The organism is Desulfoglaeba alkanexedens ALDC, from assembly GCF_005377625.1.
Lineage (GTDB): Bacteria > Desulfobacterota > Syntrophobacteria > Syntrophobacterales > DSM-9756 > Desulfoglaeba > Desulfoglaeba alkanexedens.
Genome location: NZ_CP040098.1, coordinates 84,945 through 102,357 on the forward strand (window position 1 = coordinate 84,945; position 17,413 = coordinate 102,357).

The 17,413-nt window shown below is 53.2% G+C and carries 20 protein-coding genes and 2 pseudogenes; all 22 read left to right on the plus strand.

Going from position 1 to position 17,413, the window contains the following annotated elements; translation table 11 throughout:
• The first annotated feature begins 332 nt into the window (after positions 1–332).
• The 22 genes and pseudogenes from FDQ92_RS00415 to FDQ92_RS16045 all read left to right on the plus strand — a co-directional run bounded on the left by FDQ92_RS00415 (position 333) and on the right by FDQ92_RS16045 (position 16,779).
• Positions 333–1,649: an MBL fold metallo-hydrolase RNA specificity domain-containing protein gene (locus FDQ92_RS00415; protein ID WP_137422771.1), complete on the plus strand. Its 1,317-nt coding sequence runs from the start codon at positions 333–335 to the stop codon at positions 1,647–1,649.
• 544 nt (positions 1,650–2,193) lie between these two features.
• Complete coding sequence (locus tag FDQ92_RS00420; protein WP_137422772.1) at positions 2,194–2,775, plus strand: rhodanese-like domain-containing protein; 582 nt, start codon at positions 2,194–2,196, stop codon at positions 2,773–2,775.
• A gap of 224 nt (positions 2,776–2,999) precedes the next feature.
• A complete protein-coding gene (locus FDQ92_RS00425; RefSeq protein WP_137422773.1) occupies positions 3,000–3,248 on the plus strand; it encodes a type II toxin-antitoxin system Phd/YefM family antitoxin in 249 nt (82 codons plus the stop codon).
• Positions 3,239–3,688, plus strand: coding sequence for a PIN domain-containing protein (locus FDQ92_RS00430; RefSeq protein WP_137422774.1), 450 nt, complete (start codon positions 3,239–3,241; stop codon positions 3,686–3,688). The genes FDQ92_RS00425 and FDQ92_RS00430 overlap by 10 nt, the downstream gene beginning before the upstream one ends.
• A gap of 315 nt (positions 3,689–4,003) precedes the next feature.
• On the plus strand, positions 4,004–4,471 hold the full coding sequence (locus FDQ92_RS00440; protein ID WP_137422775.1) for a DUF2059 domain-containing protein: 468 nt from the start codon (positions 4,004–4,006) through the stop codon (positions 4,469–4,471).
• Positions 4,472–5,045: 574 nt separating this feature from the next.
• Positions 5,046–5,399, plus strand: coding sequence for a four helix bundle protein (locus FDQ92_RS00445; RefSeq protein WP_137422776.1), 354 nt, complete (start codon positions 5,046–5,048; stop codon positions 5,397–5,399).
• Between the two features lie 260 nt (positions 5,400–5,659).
• Complete coding sequence (locus tag FDQ92_RS00455) at positions 5,660–6,169, plus strand: hypothetical protein (protein ID WP_137422777.1); 510 nt, start codon at positions 5,660–5,662, stop codon at positions 6,167–6,169.
• Between the two features lie 680 nt (positions 6,170–6,849).
• Entirely contained in the window at positions 6,850–7,104 is a 255-nt protein-coding gene (locus FDQ92_RS00460; protein ID WP_137422778.1) for a type II toxin-antitoxin system HicB family antitoxin, read from the plus strand.
• Complete coding sequence (locus FDQ92_RS16030; protein WP_137422779.1) at positions 7,101–7,316, plus strand: type II toxin-antitoxin system HicA family toxin; 216 nt, start codon at positions 7,101–7,103, stop codon at positions 7,314–7,316. The genes FDQ92_RS00460 and FDQ92_RS16030 overlap by 4 nt, the downstream gene beginning before the upstream one ends.
• Before the next feature lie 393 nt (positions 7,317–7,709).
• Positions 7,710–8,198: pseudogene (locus tag FDQ92_RS16035) on the plus strand (GDP-mannose 4,6-dehydratase); the annotation flags it as partial.
• Positions 8,199–8,295: 97 nt separating this feature from the next.
• A complete protein-coding gene (locus FDQ92_RS16040) occupies positions 8,296–8,466 on the plus strand; it encodes an NAD-dependent epimerase/dehydratase family protein (RefSeq protein WP_342780351.1) in 171 nt (56 codons plus the stop codon).
• Between the two features lie 625 nt (positions 8,467–9,091).
• Complete coding sequence (locus tag FDQ92_RS00480) at positions 9,092–9,388, plus strand: hypothetical protein (RefSeq protein WP_137422781.1); 297 nt, start codon at positions 9,092–9,094, stop codon at positions 9,386–9,388.
• Positions 9,375–9,752: a toxin-antitoxin system TumE family protein gene (locus tag FDQ92_RS00485; RefSeq protein ID WP_170180116.1), complete on the plus strand. Its 378-nt coding sequence runs from the start codon at positions 9,375–9,377 to the stop codon at positions 9,750–9,752. The genes FDQ92_RS00480 and FDQ92_RS00485 overlap by 14 nt, the downstream gene beginning before the upstream one ends.
• An 850-nt stretch (positions 9,753–10,602) precedes the next feature.
• Complete coding sequence (locus FDQ92_RS00490; protein WP_137422782.1) at positions 10,603–11,097, plus strand: glycoside hydrolase family 108 protein; 495 nt, start codon at positions 10,603–10,605, stop codon at positions 11,095–11,097.
• 308 nt (positions 11,098–11,405) lie between these two features.
• Positions 11,406–11,801 carry a 3TM-type holin gene (locus FDQ92_RS00495; RefSeq protein WP_137422783.1) on the plus strand — a complete coding sequence of 132 codons (396 nt, stop codon included), beginning with the start codon at positions 11,406–11,408 and terminating at the stop codon, positions 11,799–11,801.
• Between the two features lie 125 nt (positions 11,802–11,926).
• Positions 11,927–13,381 carry a four helix bundle protein gene (locus FDQ92_RS15345; protein WP_211341312.1) on the plus strand — a complete coding sequence of 485 codons (1,455 nt, stop codon included), beginning with the start codon at positions 11,927–11,929 and terminating at the stop codon, positions 13,379–13,381.
• Between the two features lie 323 nt (positions 13,382–13,704).
• A complete protein-coding gene (locus FDQ92_RS00515) occupies positions 13,705–13,935 on the plus strand; it encodes a hypothetical protein (protein WP_137422784.1) in 231 nt (76 codons plus the stop codon).
• A gap of 61 nt (positions 13,936–13,996) precedes the next feature.
• Positions 13,997–14,224, plus strand: a complete 228-nt coding sequence (locus FDQ92_RS00520; protein ID WP_137422785.1) for a DUF2281 domain-containing protein — start codon at positions 13,997–13,999, stop codon at positions 14,222–14,224.
• Complete coding sequence (locus FDQ92_RS00525; RefSeq protein ID WP_137422786.1) at positions 14,211–14,504, plus strand: type II toxin-antitoxin system RelE family toxin; 294 nt, start codon at positions 14,211–14,213, stop codon at positions 14,502–14,504. Before FDQ92_RS00520 ends, FDQ92_RS00525 begins: the two co-directional genes overlap by 14 nt.
• A gap of 302 nt (positions 14,505–14,806) precedes the next feature.
• Positions 14,807–15,931: an NAD-dependent epimerase/dehydratase family protein gene (locus FDQ92_RS00530; protein ID WP_137422787.1), complete on the plus strand. Its 1,125-nt coding sequence runs from the start codon at positions 14,807–14,809 to the stop codon at positions 15,929–15,931.
• Positions 15,928–16,511, plus strand: a pseudogene (locus tag FDQ92_RS00535) (GDP-mannose 4,6-dehydratase); the annotation flags it as partial. The gene FDQ92_RS00530 and the pseudogene FDQ92_RS00535, both read left to right, overlap by 4 nt.
• Positions 16,512–16,599: 88 nt before the next feature.
• Positions 16,600–16,779, plus strand: a complete 180-nt coding sequence (locus FDQ92_RS16045; RefSeq protein ID WP_425457266.1) for an NAD-dependent epimerase/dehydratase family protein — start codon at positions 16,600–16,602, stop codon at positions 16,777–16,779.
• Positions 16,780–17,413 lie beyond the last annotated feature (634 nt).

A 17,413-nucleotide genomic window follows, 5' to 3' on the forward strand; every position in this document is an offset into this window, starting at 1 on the left:
AATGCCGCATGGACTCGCGTTCTCTGTCAACGGTCTCGGAATCGAAGATCAATTCACCTCGCACACCCACACGCGGCACGACAGCCGGGTGGTCTACTCCACCCGAAGATCACATGCCGCTTGACACGCCCCTCTGAAGCCCTATCATGCGAAGAAACGTCTGTGAGGTATTTCACGACGTCAAAGCGGAACCTCGCGTTATGGAGTCGACCCGGTGGAAGTCCCCCGACGCTTCGGGCGGGGCGATGAGCCCTGTAACCGAGGTGGCGGAGCTGTCGGGGGACAGCGCACCGCCCCACTGCCTTGTAGGCCGTCGCCTCTTGGAGGTTCTCATGAAAATCACCCATCTGGGCGCTAAAGACTGCGTCACCGGTTCCTGCCATCTTGTGCAGACCCACCCGGATCGGGGAGCGGTCCGCGGGGTCAACTTCCTGGTGGATTGCGGGCTGGCTCAGGGGGACGACCCCGTTCTCCCCTTCGACCGGTTCCCAGTGCCGCCGGCCGACATCGACTACCTCTTTCTGACCCATGCCCACATCGACCACATCGGTCGGGTCCCGGACCTCATCGATGCCGGCTTTAGCGGCGAGATTCTCTGCACCCATGCCACCCAGGCGCTGCTCCTACCCATGCTCCGGGATGCCATGTCGTTTTCCGACCGCGGCGACCGGGCCATCCAGGCCCTGGAGGAGCGCATCGAGGCGCTGTCCTGGGGTTTTGAGCTCCACGAGTCGTTCGAGCTGAAAAACGGGATCCGCTTTACCTTCAAGAATGCCGGCCACATCCTCGGCTCGTGTTTCATCCAGTTTTCTTTTCCGCCGGAGTCCATCGCCGCGCCGCCCGAGGGGCTCGGGCCCTCTTTGCCCGCCGGCGCGTGCCGCGTCACCTTTTCCGGAGACTTGGGGTGCACGGACACGCCGCTCCTGCCGGACCCGGATCCTCCGGATGCCTGCGATCTGCTCATCCTTGAGTCCACCTACGGGGACCGGAACCACGAAAATCGGTCGTACCGCCTGAAGATCCTGGAAGAGACCCTGACCCGCGCTCTGGCCGATAACGGTATTGTTTACATTCCGGCCTTCGCTCTGGGCCGGATCCAGGAACTGATCTACGAGCTCGACCGGATCCACCCCCGCGTGCCGGTGTTCATCGATTCGCCCCTGGGGCTTGAGATCACCCGGATCTACCAGAAGATGGAAGTCTTCTGGGACCGGGAAGCGAGGGCACTAAAGGCCGCCGGGGACCACCCCCTGGATTTCAAGAACCTGTATGCGGTGGAAACATTCGCCGACCACCAGCGGCTCCTCACCATGCCGGGGCCGGCCGTGATCATCGCCGGATCCGGCATGTGCACCGGGGGGCGCATCCGGGACCACCTGGCCCACGGGCTGGACAACCCGGCCAACGACATCTTTTTCGTCGGCTACCAGGCCAAGGGCACTCCCGGCCGGGCCATTCAGGAGGGGCGGATTCCCGTCAAGGCGAGGGTGCATACACTTTCGGGCTACTCGGCCCACGCCGACCAGAAGACCCTGGTGGCTTGGGTCCAGGCCATGCCCGCCCCGCCGGCCCACATCCGGCTGGTCCACGGCGAACCCCCGGCCCAGGCCGCCCTGGCCCGTGTTCTCGGGATAAATATGCCCGCGTAGGAGCCGGCTTACCGGCGACCCTCATGCCCCATAGGAGGCCCGCCCTCGGGCCGACGGGGTGGGATAACGCCGACCGATCGATTTCTTTTTCTCGCGCAGAGGCGCAAAGAAAAGATTTTGGTAGCGTTCTAAAGTGGAAACCTTAAGCAAGAAGGATAACGAAGAGCAAAAAAATCCCTTTCTCCCCCCTCCCCTTAATCCCCTCCCACAAGGGGAGGGGAAATAGAATGGGTGCGGATCTTTTAGAACCACATTCAGTGTGACTCTCTGAGGTAGATGCAGATGGCCTTAGAGCAGCAAGCGCATCAGCTCCGTTTCCCCTCGTTCCCAAGCTCCAGCTTGGGAACGAGGGGATGGCTCACGGCTTCACAGGAATCGAGGCTGGAGCTTCTGCACAGTTGTGTTCCCAAGCTGGAGCTTGGGAACAAGAAGAAATTTTTGTGGTTTTAAAAAAACCGGCGTCTTGGCGCGAGATAGGTGCGCTCTCACGGATTAAGGTGAAGAGCAAAATGTGAGTCACATCTTATTGAAAGGAGGAAACCGCATGAAGGTCAAAACTCTCCTTACCGCTTTAATCGTTTTCCTTGCTGTCGGTTTTTCCACGGCCTACGGCGCTGACCCGGCAAATGGGACATTGGATTTAGTAGCCGGTGAGAAAAAGATTCTCGCGGAATTCAAGAAAGAGATTCCGATTGATCGTATTATCAACGTTGAACAGTTCAAAAAAATAGTTGATGAGGTGAATGCCGGGACTAGAGAAGCCTATCTTCTTGATCTCAGAAGCGCCCCTGAATTTTATACCTTTCATATCGAGGGAGCGGATAATATCCACGCTGGTCATGTGTACACCATCCCCAGGCACATCGCTGACGCGAACGCGGAGATCTATATCTATTGCCGAACATCTCATCGCGCCTTTTATGTTGCCCATTTTCTGTACGACTATGGGTATACAAATATATGGCTAGTAGATGGCGGAATGTTGGCGTGGCTGAAGGCCGGCTATCCCGTAGTCAATCAGTACATGGGTAAGTTTGTTGCCAAGTATGAAAATTTTGACAACGACTACAGTTCTGATTACCGGGAAACCGGGAAATACCGGGTGCGTGAATTTCATCCTTATTGATTTATCCGATTTCCCCTCGTTCCCAAGCTCCAGCTTGGGAACGGGCTCACCGAAGCTGGAGCTTCTGCACAGTTGTGTTCCCAAGCTGCAGCTTGGGAACAAGAAGCAAAAGATCTGCACTCAATGCGAAGGCGGCGGTGTCGGCCAGGGTGCCATCGTGTAGACAGCCGGCAACAGCCAAATTAAAGTAGTGATGTCCACTACAACTTGGGGGAGGCGATCATATGAAAACCATCACTGCCGCGAATGCGAATCGTGGTTTTTCCAACCTACTGCGGGAAGTGGGTAAGGGTGAGGAAATCACGATCCTGTCAAGAGGGAGGCCTGTGGCTAAAATCACTTCTGTCAGTTCCGACATATTGCATAAAAAGGCGATGAAAGACCTCTTGGTATCCCGGTTGAAAGCCCAGGACGTGACCGGGTCGCGCGATTGGACCCGTGACGAACTGTATGGCGATCCGGCGTGCGTGTAGCCCTCGATACGAGTATATTGGCCTATGCCGAGGGGGTCGGCGATGCGGTCCGCTGCGCCATTGCTATCAGGCTGATAGAACGCTTGCCGGTCGAGCTTGTCCTGGTTCTCGCGCAAGCCCTGGGCGAGCTTTTTCGGGTTCTCACGGGAAAGGCAAAACGCGAAGCAGCGCCGGCACGTGAGGCCGTTATGGCCTGGGCCGACAGTTTTGAGGTTGGCGACTCGTCTTGGTCGGCTTTTCAGGCTGCAATCGACCTGGCAATTGATCACGGATTCCAGATTTGGGACGCATTGATCATGGCGGTTGCGGCGGAAAACAGCTGCCGCATGGTGTTGAGTGAAGATTTGCAGGCCGGTTTCATTTGGAGAGGCCTTACCGTGATCAATCCCTTCGCCCTACCCTCCTCACCTCTGCTCGCAAATATCCTGGAAGACGGATGAAACTCAAAACGAAACAGGAGCATCCATTGCGGGTTTTGCTGATTTCGGCCGATTTGGAAAGAGTTGGCCGGGATCTGCCCGTATCCTATCCTGGAATTGCTGAACAAGGGACAACCGAAAACCGCCAACCGACAACGGATAACTGGCAACCGATAAACATTACACTTGACATAACACATAAATAAGGAAACTAATTATATAGTATGCAGTACATCCCGGGAAACATTTTGCGGAACAGCTTGAAGAATTATATATGAGTGCAGCCGAATTGTCCCGCAAGCTCAAGGTCCCCGCTTGACAGGAGGCTGAGTGGTTATGAGCAAGTATCTAACATGGCTTGTAATATGTGTTCTTTTGAGTATAAGTTTAGATGTCTTTGCAGAGGAAGTGCCTTTCACCCTTGAGGATAGAGACAGGCTTATAAGGGTAGAGGTTAAGTTAGAAGATGTAGACAAGCGGTTTGAGCAGATAGACAAGCGGTTTGAACAGATAGATAAGCGCTTTATAGAATTAAGAGAGGATATGAATAAGAGGTTTGACTCCATAGACAAAAGGTTTGAGTCTATAGAGAAAAGGTTTGATCAGTTGGTAAATATTTTTATAGGAATAGTTGCGGCTTTTGCCGGGATTGTGGCTGTAACCATTGGATTTGCCATCTGGGATAGGAGGACGGCCTTACGTCCGGTTCTGGAGAGGAGTGAAAGGTGGGAGATGGCGGTAAGAGAATATGCCAAGCAGGAGCCCCGGTTGGCTGAGGTTTTGAAGTCTTTAGGCTTGATGTAAGTGGGAAGGTGCATACTCTTTTGATCTACTCGCTCCACGCCTCATGAACGTTCACAGGGAGGCCAATGGATTTTCCCCTCGTTTCCAAGCTCCAGCTTGGGAAGAAGGCGAAAAAGGGGGGAAAGCCCCCTCTCCCTTGATGGGAGAGGGTTGGGGTATGGGTGATAAAATCAAAAAAATCCCCTCCCACAAGGGGAGGGGAAACTTCCCCTTGACAAGCTCCTCTCAACTCGTATCCTGCGGAAAAGCGTTGGTGACGTATTTCACGACATCCAACCATAACCTCAACGCCAGGTCACGGAAACGACCGGGAAGCATCCGCCGAGGGTTCGGGCGGGGCGATGGGCCCTGTAACCGAGTTGGCGGAGCTGTATCCGGCGGCTTGTGCAAGTTGCAAGTTTCAAGTTGCAAGTTTCAAGTTGCAAGTTTCAAGTCGCAAGTTTCAAGTCGCAAGTTTCAAGTCGCAAGTTTCAAGTCGCAAGTTTCAAGTCGCAAGTTTCAAGTTTCAAGTTGCAAGTTTCAAGTTTCAAGTTGCAAGTTTCAAGTCGCAAGTTTCAAGTCGCAAGGCGGAATTGTGGCGCGCTTCGAGGATCTGGCGGTTTGGAAACGATCTGCCCGCTTGAGTGCCGAGCTCTATAAGGCACTCAGGGACTTGAAAGATTTTGGGTTTCGCGATCAGATTACGCGGGCGGGGCTCTCGATCCCTTCCAACATTGCCGAAGGTTTTGAACGTGAGTCGGCAAAGGAAACGACCTGTTTTCTGAATTATGCGAAGGGCTCGGCAGGCGAATTGAGGACTCAGTTGTACATCGCAATGGACATTGGCTACATCGAACGAGAGACAGCCATGGCGTGGATCAGGGAAACAGAAGAAATCTCACGCATGCTCCACGGTTTGATGAAAACCATACGAGATCAAAAGAAATGACTATCGACCCCTTGCAACTTGCAACTTGCCTCTTGCAACTTGCCTCTTGCAACTTGCCTCTTGCAACTTGCCTCTTGCAACTTGCCTCTTGCAACTTGCAACTTGCAACTTGCAACTTGTAACTTGTAACTTGTAACTTGTAACTTGTCAGTAGTGGATCCCGGGAAGCATCTTGCGGAACAGCTTGAAGAATTAAATATGAGTGCAGCCGAATTGTCCCGGAAGCTCAAGGTCCGCGCTTGACAGGATGCTGAGTGGTTATGAGCAAGTATCTAACATGGGTAGCAATATGTGTTCTTTTGAGTATAAGCTTAGATGTCTTTGCAGAGGAAGTGCCTTTCACCCTTGAGGATAGAGATAGGCTTATAAGGGTAGAGGTTAAGTTAGAAGATGTAGACAAGCGGTTTGAGCAGATAGACAAGCGGTTTGAGCAGATAGACAAGCGGTTTGAGCAGATAGATAAGCGGTTTGAGCAGATAGATAAGCGGTTTGAGCAGATAGATAAGCGGTTCGAACAGGTGGATAAGCGGTTTATGGAATTAAGAGAGGATATGAATAAGCGGTTTGATCAGTTGATAAATATTTTTATAGGGATAGTTGCGGCTTTTGCCGGGATTGTGGCTGTAACCATTGGGTTTGCCATTTGGGATAGGAGGACGGCCCTACGTCCGGTTCTGGAGAGGAGTGAAAGGTGGGAGATGGCGGTAAGAGAATATGCCAAGCAGGAGCCCCGGTTGGCTGAGGTTTTGAAGTCTTTAGGCTTGATGTAAGTGGGTAAGATAATAACCGGTGGAGGTGTGAAAGATATTGCCAAAGAAACCAGCAAAAACACCAACGTCCCCTAAGTCTAAGACGGATCAACCAAAGAAACCAGATAGACCAGATATGTCAAATGTGTACACCCGACCCCTTTTGCTTGTGTTTACGTTGGATGCGGATCTTTAAGAACGACATCCAGGGTGGACCCTCTGAGGTAGATGCAGATGGCCTTGAAGCAGCAAGCGCATCAGCTCCGTTTCCCCTCGTTCCCAAGCCAGAGCTGCGGAACGAGGGGAACTTGCAACTTGCAACTTGTAACTTTCGGTCGGCATTGCGGGGCTTAGAACCTATGATAAGCAAAAGGGGCTGACGAAGTGAGCGCCCCGCTCCCCGTGGTCAGTCTTGAATGTGGAACGTCGCAGGCGCCTTGAACGCCGCAAAGCGGCCATTTCGGGGTCAAAAAGGGGCTTCTAAGGTCGATTTTGGGCCTGTTTTGTGGTTTAACGATCCGTAATAATAATTAATTTAGTGGTCCGACCCAAAGGGGGCCCAGCTTCACGCAAGAAGCTTATAATTTTATGGACGTCCCCCATTCGTCGCTTGATTTCTAACCACCAAGTATATTAGAATATAACTATAATAAAAGATTTTATTTCTGATCCTGGTACCAATTGAGGGAGGTAGACTTTCCATGAGTAGAATGTTTAAAGTCCCATTAATTTTAGAGCCACAAAAAGAAGGTGGATGGACAGTGACAAGTCCTATTCTCCCAGAATTAGTAACTGAGGTCGACGACCTTAAACATATTGATGAAGTTGTCAGGGACGCTATTAATGCAGTGATGGAACTATATGAGGACACGGGTAAAGCGTTTCCTTCTGGCTTGATAGCAGACGATATAAACTCTCCGGTTTGGTTTGAATCACTAATTTCTGCTGATTCATGAACTATCGAGAGCTGACTAAAAAGCTTCGGACTCTTGGTTGTCATGAAATTCCCCGTCGAGGTGGAGGTTCACATCTAAAGTGGCTTAATCCCGCTACCGGAAAAGGAACTGTAATTCCGGATTGGGGCAATAAGGATCTTAAACAAGGGACGATTCGACGGATACTGAAACAGTTAGGAATAGACCTGGGGAATGTTGGAAACATGTTATAATTTCCACGTTTTTTTCGGAAACCTAACCTTTCTTGCTTTTCTCGTTTTTTCGGCCCAAGAATGTTATAATCTTATTAACGTTCCCCATTCCCACGCTGGTATGACAATAATAGAAAACCTGCGTTGGAATTGGCTCAATGGAAATATGAGACAACGTCTCCCATATCCCCAAACAGACCAGATAAACTAGATAAACCAGATATGTCAAATGTGTAGACCTGACCCCTTTTGCTTTGGGTGCAGATCTTTTAGAACGACATCCAGGGTGACCCTCCGAACTGAATGCTTCAGGGAAGATGACAAGCAGACAGCAAATAAACGTCGGTGGATCACTTACATCCAATTCTTTTTCTCGCGCGGAGGCGCAGAGAAGACCAGGATTTTCGGATACCCATGAAAAAAGCACTCATCACCGGCCAGGACGGTGCCTATCTGGCCGAATTTCTCACACGAGCCCAATCGCAACTTCATCCTGCACTACGGCGACCTGACCGATTCTTCCAACCTCAACGGCCTGGTGCAGGCCAGCCAGCCGGACGAGATCTACAACCTGGGCGCGCAGTCCCACGTGGCCGTCTCCTTCGAGACGCCCGAGTACACGGCCAACACCGACGCCCTTGGCACCCTGCGCCTGCTGGAGGCGGCCATCCGCTTGCTGAGCCTGCAGGGAAAGAGACCCGCTTCTATCAGGCCGGCACCTCGGAGCTCTACGGGCTGGTGCAGGAGACGCCTCAGCGGGAGACCACGCCGTTTTATCCGCGCTCCCCGTATGCCTGCGCCAAGCTCTACGGCTACTGGATCACGGTCAACTACCACGAGGCCTACAACCTGTTTGCCGTAAACGGCATCCTGTTCAACCACGAGCCGCCCATCTGCGGCGAAATCTTGTCGGCGACGCCGCCCGGGCCCTTGAATATACCGAGCCAGCCCGGTCAACGGCGCAGACGGGAGCGCCCCCGAGGATCGGATTCTGCGAACTTTGGCCAAGCACGGCATTAGAAGCTGCAAATCAGAGGTCGGAGGTGAGCCGGCGGAGCTTGACGGCATCGTGGAAATCTGGGGGACGGGCAAACCGTTGCGGGAGTTTCTCTGGAGCCTGGACATGGCCGAGGGCTGCGTGTTCCTGATGGAGCGGGACGAGCGTGGATGAGGGCCTGAGAAAGTTCTACGACTGGTATCAGGACTCGGTTCCAGTAAAAAAGGGGGGAAAGCTCCCTCTCCCTTGAAAGCCCCCTCTCCCTTGATGGGAGAGGGTTGGGGTGAGGGTGACAAAATCAATGCATGTCGATCACTTACATCCCCCTCCCCTTAATCCCCTCCCACGAGGGGAGGGGAAAATGCTCCCTCTCCCTTGATGGGAGAGGGTTGGGGTGAGGGTGACAAAATCAATGCATGTCGATCACTTACATCCCCCTCCCCTTAATCCCCTCCCACGAGGGGAGGGGAAAATGCTCCCTCTCCCTTGATGGGAGAGGGTTGGGGTGAGGGTGACAAAATCAATGCATGTCGATCACTTACATCCCCCTCCCCTTAATCCCCTCCCACAAGGGGAGGGGAAATAGAATTTAGCATCAAATACCAGGTCTATTGTTTTCTACGCTACCAATGGATTTTGAGACCGCCTTCAGAAAGGTTATCGAGCAAGGGATAGAAAGATAGCGCGTTTCAGGCCAATAAACAAGAGGATTAATCATTAGCTTTGTAGTAGAATGGGTTGGACGGATCGACGACAAGTTATGTTACCTTCGGTTTAAGAAAGCTTGAGGGGAGTTAAGATGGCTGAAATCAAATTTAAATCAGATGTGCCGGATAAAGCCACCGAGATTTTGACAGAAGCTTTGGAAACTGAATCGTTGCGGTTGGAATATAGCCTGAGGCTTGCAAAAGAGCGACTATCGAGATTCGAAAAAAAGTACAATGTTTCGTCGGAAAAGTTCATCAATGAGTGGACTGCTGAAGATCTGGAAGGAAAAGATTTGGAATATGTTGAATGGGCTGGAGAATATCATCTTTCAATGCGATTAAATGAACGATTGGATGTATTGAAGAGTATTCATCATGTCTCTACCTGATTATTTGAAGGCCTTTCGCCGAGCTGTGGGAAAAATCAACGATTTTGGATTTGCTGAATCCATAGATATCAGGGAAGAGATAAGGGCTTCAAAACAGGCTGTTATTGATGCGAAAATTGTTCTGGTCGATGGATCTGTTTTGTATATCAATGAGTTTATTGATGCAAAATACACAGTCGAAAAGTTAACTTACGCTTACCAATACCAGAATAAAAAAGGGAAGCTGATATTCCGCTATGATAACGCCAGACACAGCCCGGCATTGGGATTTGATGACCATAAACATCTTTCTGAAGGGGGTATAGTACAGGTTTGCACGCCGGACATATGCGATGTGGTGGACGAGGTGATAGGCCGCATATAACGCGACCTTTATCAGCTTGAAAACAAAGAGTGGTATTTTAAGACCCGACCCCAGAACTCTTTCATCTGCCGATCTTTTGCTTCTTGTTCCCAAGCTCCAGCTTGGGAACACAACTGTGGAGAAGCTCCAGCTTCGGTTCCCATGAGGCCGTTCCCAAGCCAGAGCTTCGAAACGAGGGGAAAGCTCCCTCTCCCTTGGTGGGAGAGGGCTGGGGAGAGGGTGACAAAATCAATGCATGTCGTTCACCTACATCCCCCTCCCCTTAATCCCCTCCCACGAGGGGAGGGGAAAGCCCCCTCTCCCTTGATGGGAGAGGGCTGGGGTGAGGGTGACAAAATCAATGCATGTCGTTCACCTACATCCCCCTCCCCTTAATCCCCTCCCACGAGGGGAGGGGAAAATGCTCCCTCTCCCTTGATGGGAGAGGGCTGGGGTGAGGGTGACAAAATCAATGCATGTCGTTCACCTACATCCCCCTCCCCTTAATCCCCTCCCACGAGGGGAGGGGAAAATGCTCCCTCTCCCTTGATGGGAGAGGGCTGGATGGGAGATGGCTGGGGTGAGGGTGACAAAATCAATGCATGTCGATCACTTACATCCCCCTCCCTTTAATCCCCTCCCACGAGGGGAGGGGAAAATGCCCCCTCTCCCTTGATGGGAGAGGGTTGGGGTGAGGGTGACAAAATCAATGCATGTCGTTCACCTACATCCCCCTCCCCTTAATCCCCTCCCACGAGGGGAGGGGAAAATGCTCCCTCTCCCTTGATGGGAGAGGGCTGGGGTGAGGGTGACAAAATCAAAAAATCCCCCTCACCCTCCCCTATTACGTCTATTGTTTTCTACGCTACCAATGGATTTTGAGACCGCCTTCAGAAAGGTCATCGCGCTCGAGGGAGGCTTTCGGCTGCACCAAAACGCAACCGAAAGCGATGCAACCTATGCGGGCATCTACCGCAAGGCCCATCCATCCTGGGAGGGATGGGACTACATCGACAAGGGGGCCACTCCGCCCACCGAGCTTGTGAGAGGCTTTTATAAAACCCATTACTGGCATGTCTTTGAAGGCATCGATGAAGATAAACGCTACATCCTCTATGAGTTTGCCGTCAACGCGGGGATCAAGAAGGCAACCAAGATCGCCCAGGTTGTCGCAGGCACCGTCCCCGATGGGATTATCGGCCCCAAAACCATCGCAGCCGTAAACCGCATGGATACCGAGCTTTTTATCGCTCAATATACGATCGCCCGGATCAAGCACTACCTCGATCTGGCCAACAGCGATCCAAAACGCTACGCGATATACCTTCGCGGCTGGCTGAACAGGACTATGGAGGCGCTGACATGATCAATATTCTTGGTACTCTAGGTGCAGGCGGCATAGGATCAATCATCTTGTAACTTGTAACTTGTAACTTGTAACTTGTAACTTGTAACTTGTAACTTGTAGCTTGTAGCTTGTAGCTTGTAGCTTGTAGCTTGTAGCTTGTAGCTTGTAGCTTGTAGCTTGTAGCTTGTAGCTTGTAGCTTGTAGCTTGTAGCTTGTAGCTTGTAGCTTGTAGCTTGTAGCTTGTAACTTGTAACTTGTAACTTGTAGCTTGTAGCTTGTAGCTTCTATCTTCGCGGCTGGCTGAAGCGGGCTATGGAGGCGTTGACATGAACAGCTTCGGGATCGGTAGCGTGATCGACGGCGTCGGCAGGATTGCCGATGACCTGATCACGACAGATAATGAGCGACTGGAAATTGCCCTCAGAGAAAAGGAGCTCGATACCCAGATCCTCTCCAAGGTTCACGAGACAAACATCGCCGAGGCGCAGCACAGGACCCTCTTCGTGGCAGGCTGGCGGCCCTTTATCGGATGGGTGAGCGGCCTGGCATTGGTTTATACATTCCTCATCCAGCCGATCTTCTTATGGATCAACTCGATCTACAACCTGACCCCCACGCCCCCGCCGCAGCTCAATGACGATATGCTTTTTAACATCGTTCTTGCAATGCTCGGCATTGCCGGGCTCAGAACGTATGAGAAGCAAAAGGGGCTCACCAAGTGAGCGCCGAGCCCCCAGTCGCTATTTTTGAATGTGCAACGTCGCAGGCGCCTTGAGCGCTGTGAAGCGGCCCTGATAGTGGATAGTTAGAGACGTCCGGCTCTCCGCTCTGACCACAGGACCAAAACATGGCAAAAGAATCGAACGACTCTTCCAAAGGCGAGCACATCCTCATCCTCGGCGGCGACGGCTATCTCGGCTGGCCCACGGCCATGTACTTCTCTCAGCGCGGCTACCAGGTGACGGTGGTGGACAACTACTTCCGGCGTAACGCCTGCACCGAGCTGGACGTGGGCATGCTCTACCCGGTGCCGACCCTGGTGCAGCGCGCCAAGATCTGGCACCAGCTCACCGGCAAGGAAATCAAGGTGCTCATCGGGGATCTCACCGACCCGGAGGTCATGCGCTCGTTGTTCAAGGGCGATGTCGCCTACACCTGGGCGGTGGACGGCAAGTTCAGCGGCATCCCGGAGACGGTGATCCACTACGCCGAGCAGCCTTCGGCGCCGTATTCGCTCATCAACTACAAGTACGCCAAGATCACGGTGGCCAACAACCTGCTGATCACCAACAACCTGGTGTGGGCCCTGCGCGATTTCTCCCGCGACACCCACGTGGTCCACATCGGCACCATGGGCGAGTACGGCACACCCAAGATCGACATCCCCGAGGGGTGGATCGAGATCGAGAAAAACGGCCGCAGCGACCGGTTCCTCTTTCCGCGCCAGGCCAGCAGCCTTTACCACACCACCAAGATCATGGACACGGACCTGTTCTGGTTCGGCGTGCGCATGTGGGACCTGCGGGTCACCGACCTGATGCAGGGCCCGGTCTACGGCATAGAGACCGAGGTCCGAGGTCCGAGGTCCGAGGTCCGATGTCCGAGGTCCGATGTCCGAGATCCGAGGTCCGAGGTCCGAGGCCCGAGGTCCGAGATCCGAGGTCCGAGGTCCGAGGTCCGAGGTCCGAGGTCCGAGATCCGAGGTCCGAGGTCCGAGGTCCGAGGTCCGATGTCCGATGTCCGAGGTCCGAGGTCCGAGATCCGAGATCCGAGGTCCGAGGTCCGAGGTCCGAGGTCCGAGGTCCGAGGTCCGAGGTCCGAGGTCCGAGGTCCGAGGTCCGATGTCCGAGGTCCGAAGTCCGAGGTCCGAAGTCCGAGGTCCGACTCCAGCCTCTGCCCCTCATGGAGGCAAGCGATGGGCGAACAGATCAAAAGCGCCAAGGATCTACGCGTTTACAAAAGAGCCTACGACTTGTCGATGGAAATTTTTACCATTAGTAAGACTTGGCCAGCGGAAGAGAAGTTCTCCCTCACCGATCAGATTAGGCGGTCATCCCGATCTGTATGCGCAAACCTTCGGGAAGCCTGGGCCAAGCGCAGATATGAGGCTCACTTTGTCAGTAAGCTGACCGACGCTGACGGAGAAACCGCGGAGACTGATACCTGGCTAGATTACGCGCTCGACTGCGGGTACATTGTTGCTGATGAACATGCTCGGCTCACCGAAGAAAACCGTGCTGTTGGATCGATGCTCGGCTCCATGCTCAATAATCCACAACCTTTCGTAATCAAAAAACAGTGACCTCAAACAGCCAGAAGTCCGAGATCCGATGTCCGATGTCCGCAGAACAGCCAGAAGTCTGATGCCCGATCTCCGACCACGGATCTCGGACCTCGGATCTCCGACCTCTGACCTCTGACCTCCGACCTCTGACCTCTGACCTCTGACCTCTGACCTCTGACCTCTGACCTCTGACCTCTGACCTCTGACCTCTGACCTCTGACCTCTGACCTCGGATCTCCGACCTCTGACCTCGGATCTCCGACCTCTGACCTCGGTTTTCTTTTGAAATCGAGATCGGGCTGATTTAGGGTGATGGGCACCAACAAGGAAAAAAGTTATAAATGAGAAAAGATGGGGGCGCAATGAAATCAAAATCGGGTGAAATCAAGGGTAATCGGTGCTCTAAAGCCTTCAAAAGCCTTGGAAAGACTTCTGGCCGGCGTAAAGCGATGCCTAAAACAGTAGAGCTGGAAATTATTCAGGCGATGGATCGTTCCAAAAAAAACGTGGAACTGTTGAGGGCAAAAAGGGAAGTCGATCAGCGAAAGCTTCACCAGCCTTTTGACTTCTAGTCTACGCCATGGAATCCCCTTAATCTGTAATTGATTTTTTTATGCGCAGAGAGGAAATAAAATGCCTGCCTTAAACGAAGTTGATAGAATTATTTTTGAAAAAGTATCTAGCTTGCCAGATAACCAAAAAAGAGAAGTATTGTCTTTTATCGAATTCTTGCAGATAAAACAGGACAAGGAATTTATCGACTACGTAAACGAAATGACTACGAAAACGCTTAAAGATAAACAAGCTAAGAAAAAATTCCTTTCGCTGAACGAATTGCAAGCAGAATATGACAGAATTTAGACTGCTGATTTCACCTGCTGCGCATCGCGACCTTAAAAAGCTGCCCCCTGATATCCAAAAAAAGGTTGTCTACGAACACTTGCCTACAATTGAAAGAGATCCATTTGGGGTTGGTTATCCGTTATATGGTGCATTGAAAGGTGAGCTTTCTTATTATTTTGGAAGAAAACCGGAATACCGGATCATATATTATGTCGAAAATGAAATTATCACGGTAAATATAATTGGTAGTAGAGAGAATCTATACAAACGAGCAAGAAAACGATACCGCAAAAAATAAAAGCAAAAAGTAAGATATCCGAGGCCCGAAGGCCGCCCTCTGACCTCGGATCTCTGACCTCGGACCTCGGACCTCGGATCTCTGACCTCGGACCTCTGACCTCGGATCTCTGACCTCGGATCTCTGACCTCGGACCTCTGACCTCGGACCTCTGACCTCGGACCTCTGACCTCTGACCTCGGACCTCTGACCTCTGACCTCGGACCTCTGACCTCGGACCTCGGATCTCTGACCTCGGACCTCGGATCTCTGACCTCGGATCTCCGACCTCAGACTTCGGATTCAAGAAGCTAGAAACAAACATGACAAAATGGCTAATAACAGGCGGCTGCGGCTTCATCGGCAGGAATCTCGTAAAATCCCTGATTGAAGAGGGCGGTCACTTCATCCGCGTCGTGGACAACCTCAGGGTGGGTTCGAGGGAAGACCTTTCTGCGGTCTGTAGCTTCGAAGAGATTCCTTTGGAAGGAAAAATTCGAAGCACGAATATCGAAATTCGAGACAATGACCAAAAAGCCAAGGAAACAAATCCAAAACAGAAAAAAAATAGCAGTCGTTTCGGTCATTCGGATTTTGAAAATTCGGATTTCGAATTTCGTGCTTCCGGACCGAAGGTCCAGTTGATCGTCGCCGACATCCTTGACGCCTCGATTGCCCTTGAGCTCTGCCAAGGCATTGACGTTATCGTCCACCTCGCCGCCAACACCGGCGTCGCGCCGTCGGTGGCGGATCCGGTGATGGACTGCCGCACCAACGTCCTGGGGACCCTCAACTATTTAGAGGCGGCCCGGCACTGCAAGGCGCTGCGCTTCGTCTTCGCCTCCTCCGGGGTCCCGGTGGGAGAGGTGGAGCCGCCCATTCACGAGGAGCTGGCGCCTCATCCGGTTTCCCCTTACGGGGCGAGCAAGCTGGCCGGCGAAGGGTATTGTTCGGCCTACTTTCGCACCTTCGGGGTGGAAACGGTCTGCCTGCGCTTCGGCAACGTCTACGGGCCGCTTTCGGGCAAAAAGGACTCGGTGGTGGCCAAGTTCATCAAACAAGCGCTGGCAGGTGAAACGGTGGAAATCTACGGCGACGGCACCCAGACCCGGGACTTTATCGACGTCTCGGATCTGATCGGCGCCATCCGCCTGGCGGCGAGCAAGCCCGATATCGGCGGCGAGACCTTCCAGATCGCCACCAGCCGGGAGCACACGGTCAACGAAGTGGCCGCCATGCTGCAAAAAGAGCTCAAGGCTCAAAAAGATATCGACATGAAAATTACCCACGGCCAGCCCCGCCCGGGCGATGTGCGCCGCAACTTCTCTGATATCTCGAAGGCCAGGGAGGTGCTGGGGTGGGAAAGCAGCATCGGCCTTGAGGAGGGGATCTCGAAGGTTGTCGAATGGTTTTCAAAACAAACCAAAAGCATAGAACCTATCCCATGAAAAAAGCACTCATCACCGGCGTCACCGGCCAGGACGGTGCCTATCTGGCCGAATTTCTCATCGAAAAAGGCTACGAGGTGCACGGCATCAAGCGGCGTTCGTCGCTTTTTAACACAGAGCGCATCGATCATCTCTACCAGGACCCGCACGAGCCCAATCGCAACTTCATCCTGCACTACGGCGACCTGACCGATTCTTCCAACCTCAACGGCCTGGTGCAGGCCAGCCAGCCGGACGAGATCTACAACCTGGGCGCGCAGTCCCACGTGGCCGTCTCCTTCGAGACGCCCGAGTACACGGCCAACACCGACGCCCTTGGCACCCTGCGCCTGCTGGAGGCGGCCATCCGCTTGCTGAGCCTGCAGGGAAAGAGACCCGCTTCTATCAGGCCGGCACCTCGGAGCTCTACGGGCTGGTGCAGGAGACGCCTCAGCGGGAGACCACGCCGTTTTATCCGCGCTCCCCGTATGCCTGCGCCAAGCTCTACGGCTACTGGATCACGGTCAACTACCACGAGGCCTACAACCTGTTTGCCGTAAACGGCATCCTGTTCAACCACGAGCCGCCCATCTGCGGCGAAATCTTGTCGGCGACGCCGCCCGGGCCCTTGAATATACCGAGCCAGCCCGGTCAACGGCGCAGACGGGAGCGCCCCCGAGGATCGGATTCTGCGAACTTTGGCCAAGCACGGCATTAGAAGCTGCAAATCAGAGGTCGGAGGTGAGCCGGCGGAGCTTGACGGCATCGTGGAAATCTGGGGGACGGGCAAACCGTTGCGGGAGTTTCTCTGGAGCCTGGACATGGCCGAGGTCTGCGTGTTCCTGATGGAGCGGGACGAGCGTGGATGAGGGCCTGAGAAAGTTCTACGACTGGTATCAGGACTCGGTTCCAGTAAAAAAGGGGGGAAAGCTCCCTCTCCCTTGATGGGAGAGGGCTGGGGTGAGGGTGACAAAATCAATGCATGTCGTTCACCTACATCCCCCTCCCCTTAATCCCCTCCCACGAGGGGAGGGGAAAGCCCCCTCTCCCTTGATGGGAGAGGGCTGGGGTGAGGGTGACAAAATCAATGCATGTCGTTCACCTACATCCCCCTCCCCTTAATCCCCTCCCACAAGGGGAGGGGAAAATGCTCCCTCTCCCTTGATGGGAGAGGGCTGGGGTGAGGGTGACAAAATCAATGCATGTCGTTCACTTACATCCCCCTCCCCTTAATCCCCTCCCACAAGGGGAGGGGAAAATGCTCCCTCTCCCTTGATGGGAGAGGGCTGGGGTGAGGGTGACAAAATCAATGCATGTCGTCACTTACATCCCCTCCCCTTAATCCCCTCCCACGAGGGGAGGGGAAAATGCTCCCTCTCCCTTGATGGGAGAGGGTTGGGGTGAGGGTGACAAAATCAATGCATGTCGTCACTTACATCCCCTCCCCTTAATCCCCTCCCACCAGGGGAGGGGAAAGCCCCCTCTCCCTTGATGGGAGGGGGC